Origin of the sequence: Bradyrhizobium sp., assembly GCF_035701725.1 — a bacterium.
Taxonomy (GTDB): domain Bacteria; phylum Pseudomonadota; class Alphaproteobacteria; order Rhizobiales; family Xanthobacteraceae; genus Bradyrhizobium.
Genome location: NZ_DASSRP010000276.1, coordinates 1 through 3867 on the forward strand (window position 1 = coordinate 1; position 3867 = coordinate 3867).

At 64.6% G+C, this 3867-nt stretch carries 3 protein-coding genes; all 3 read left to right on the forward strand.

The window, feature by feature from the left end; all coding sequences use genetic code 11:
• A partial coding sequence (locus VFL62_RS16550) for a glycine cleavage T C-terminal barrel domain-containing protein (RefSeq protein WP_325173459.1) occupies positions 1 to 546 on the forward strand: 546 nt, incomplete at its 5' end.
• Positions 547 to 556: 10 nt separating this feature from the next.
• The gene (gene gcvH / locus VFL62_RS16555; protein WP_325173460.1) at positions 557 to 922 is read left to right on the forward strand and encodes a glycine cleavage system protein GcvH; all 366 of its coding nucleotides are present in this window, start codon (positions 557 to 559) and stop codon (positions 920 to 922) included.
• 150 nt (positions 923 to 1072) lie between these two features.
• The coding region (gcvP, locus tag VFL62_RS16560) for an aminomethyl-transferring glycine dehydrogenase (protein ID WP_325173461.1) at positions 1073 to 3867 on the forward strand (2795 nt) is incomplete at its 3' end.

A 3867-nucleotide genomic window follows, 5' to 3' on the forward strand; every position in this document is an offset into this window, starting at 1 on the left:
GAGGACGGCTTCGAGATCTCGATTGCCGCCGAGCACGCCGAGCACCTGGCCAGGGATCTACTTGCCGATGAGCGCGTCCTGCCGGTCGGACTTGGGGCGCGGGACAGCCTGAGACTGGAGGCAGGGCTTTGCCTTTACGGCCACGATATCGATACCTCGACGACGCCGGTCGAAGCCGCATTGGAATGGTCCATCCAAAAGAGCCGTCGCAAGGGCGGCGCACGGGCCGGCGGATTTCCGGGCGCCGACTTGATCCTGAGCCAGCTCGAGCAAGGCGCTCCGCGCCGCCGCGTCGGCTTGCGCAGCGAAGGCCGCGCGCCCGTGCGCGAAGGCGCACCGCTGTCTGCAGGAGCCGCTTCGTCCGAGCAGATCGGCAAGGTGACGTCAGGCGGCTTTGGTCCAAGCCTCAACGCGCCGGTCGCGATGGGCTATCTGCCCTCGTCGCAGGCGCTGGCCGGAGGCCGTGTGTTTGCCGAAGTGCGCGGCCAGCGGCTGCCGCTCAAGGTCTCGCCGCTGCCCTTCGTTCCCAATACCTACAAACGCTGAAGGATTGCCGATGACGACCCTCTACACCACCGACCACGAATGGCTCCGCGTCGACGGCGATGTCGCCACGATCGGCGTGACCGATTACGCGCAATCGCAACTTGGCGACGTCGTGTTCGTGGAACTGCCGAAGGTCGGCCGCAGTCTGAAAAAGGCCGAAGCCGCCGCCGTCGTGGAATCCGTCAAGGCCGCATCCGACGTTTACGCACCGATCTCCGGCGAAGTGACGGAGGTGAACGAGGCACTCGCAAGCGAGCCGGCGCTGGTCAATTCGGACGCCGCAGGCAAGGCCTGGTTCTTCAAGCTGAGGATTGCCGACCGAAACGAACTGACTGGCCTGATGGATGAGGCCGCGTATCAGAAACATATCGCGTGAGATGAGGAAGCAAGCGACCACACCCATAGTGTCATCGTCCGCGAACGCGGACGATCCAGTACGCCGAGGGGGCTCGATTCAATCACTGCCGCCGGTGGTTACTGGATGCCCCGCCTTCGCGGGGCATGACGAGCGATAAAGGAAAGCACCATGAACGCGCCGCTCCGACATGTCAGCGAACCGGCCACGACCTTCGTGCGCCGCCATATCGGTCCCTCGCCCCGCGACACAGCATCGATGCTCGAGACGGTGGGCGCGGCAAGCCTCGCTGCGCTGGTGGCCGAAACACTGCCAAAATCGATCCGTCAGAAAATGCCGCTCGATCTCGGCACCGCGTTGAGCGAGACGGAAGCGCTTGGCCATATGCGTGAACTCGCCGCCGGGAACAAGGTCTTCACGTCGCTGATCGGCCAAGGTTACTCCGGCACGCTTCTGCCGGCGGTGATCCAGCGCAACATCCTGGAAAACCCGGCCTGGTACACTGCCTACACACCCTACCAGCCGGAGATCAGCCAGGGCCGGCTGGAGGCGCTGTTCAACTTCCAGACCATGATCTGTGATCTTGCGGGGCTCGATGTCGCCAACGCTTCGCTGCTCGATGAGGCAACGGCTGCGGCCGAAGCGATGGCGCTCGCCGAGCGCGCCACGCAAACCGGGACAAGGGCGTTCTTCGTCGACGCCGAAGTACATCCGCAAGTCCTGGCCGTGCTGCGCACCCGCGCAGAACCGTTGGGATGGAAACTGATTGTCGGCGATCCCTTGAGCGAACTCGGCCGCGAGGAGGTTTTCGGCGGCCTGCTGCAATATCCGGGAACATCGGGCGCATTGCGTGACCTGCGCCCGGCGATCGCGATGCTGCACGCCCGCGGCGCGCTTGCCATCGTGGCGGCGGACCTGCTCGGCCTGACGCTGCTTACCTCCCCCGGCGAACTCGGGGCTGACGTCGCGATCGGCTCGGCCCAGCGCTTCGGCGTACCCATGGGATTCGGCGGACCGCACGCGGCCTATATGGCGGTGCGCGATTCGCTCAAGCGTTCGTTGCCCGGACGTATCGTCGGCTTGTCGGTCGATTCGCGTGGCGAGCCAGCGTACCGGCTGGCGCTGCAAACACGCGAGCAGCACATCCGCCGCGAGAAGGCCACTTCCAACATCTGCACGGCGCAGGTGCTATTGGCCGTGATCGCCTCGATGTACGCGGTATATCACGGTCCCGAAGGGCTGACCCACATCGCCCGCTCGGTGCATCGCCGCACGGCTGTGCTCGCTGCCGGATTGCGCAAGCTGGGCTTCGCGCCACGCTCCCAGACGTTCTTCGATACCATTACGGTCGATGTCGGCGCAAAACGCGACGTCATTGTCGCGCGGGCGCAGGAGGAGAAGATCAACCTGCGCATCGGCGAAGGCGCGATCGGCATTGCGCTCGATGAAGCAACGACGCCGGCTGTCGTGGAGAGCGTTTGGCGTGCCTTTGGTGGCAAGCTGGCCTATGCGGAAATCGAAGCCAAAGCGGCCGATGCGCTTCCCGTGGCGCTGCGGCGCAAGAGCACATTTCTCACCCATCCGGTGTTTCACGCCCATCGCTCCGAGACCGAACTTTTGCGCTACATGCGCAAACTCGCCGACCGCGATCTCGCGCTCGACCGCGCGATGATTCCACTCGGCTCCTGCACCATGAAGCTCAATGCGACGACGGAGATGATCCCACTGACCTGGCCGGAATTCGGCCACTTGCATCCGTTCGCGCCGCACGACCAGGCCGCCGGCTACCACGAATTGTTCGCGCGGCTGCGAAGATGGCTGTGCGAGATCACCGGCTATGACGCAGTCTCATTGCAGCCGAATTCCGGCGCGCAAGGCGAGTATGCCGGGCTCTTGGCGATCCGCGGCTACCACGCCGCGCGAGGCGAAGGCCACCGCAAGGTCTGCCTGATCCCCTCCTCTGCCCATGGCACCAATCCGGCTTCGGCGCACATGGCCGGCATGGAAGTCGTGGTGGTGGCGTGCGACGCGCGCGGCGACGTCGATGTCGAGGATTTGCGCGCGAAGGCCGCCCAGCACGGCAAAAACCTTGCCGCCATCATGATCACCTATCCCTCGACCCACGGCGTCTTCGAGGAGCACATCGGCGAGATCTGCGACATCGTGCACGGCCATGGCGGGCAGGTCTATCTCGACGGCGCCAATCTGAACGCGCAAGTGGGGCTCGCGCGGCCCGGCGATTACGGCGCCGACGTGAGCCATCTCAACCTGCACAAGACCTTCTGCATTCCCCACGGCGGCGGAGGCCCCGGCATGGGACCGATCGGCGTAAAGGCGCATCTCGCCGCGTTCCTGCCGGGCAATCCGGCAAGCGGCGAAATGAGTGCTGCAGGTCCAGTGTCGGCTGCAGCTTTCGGTTCGGCGTCGGTCGTGACGATCTCCTACATCTACATCCTGATGATGGGCGGCGAAGGCCTGTCGCGCGCCACGGAAGTGGCGATCCTGAACGCCAACTACATCGCCGCACGGCTGGAAGCGCATTTCCCGGTGCTGTATCGCAACGCCAAAGGCCGTGTCGCGCATGAATGCATCATCGATCCGCGCCCGTTGAAGAACTCGACCGGCGTCACCGTCGACGACATCGCGAAACGGCTGATCGATTACGGCTTCCACGCGCCGACCATGAGCTTCCCGGTGCCGGGTACGCTGATGATCGAGCCGACCGAATCCGAATCGAAAGCGGAGCTGGATCGTTTTTGTGATGCGATGATCGCGATCCGGCAGGAGATCGCCGCTGTCGAAGCTGGCCGGTTCAAGATCGAGGCCTCGCCCTTACGTCACGCGCCGCACACCGTGCACGATATTGCCGACGATGGCTGGAATCGCGCCTATGCGCGAGCTGAAGGCTGCTTCCCGGCCGGCACGTCACGCACCGACAAATACTGGTGTCCGGTGGGACGGGTCGA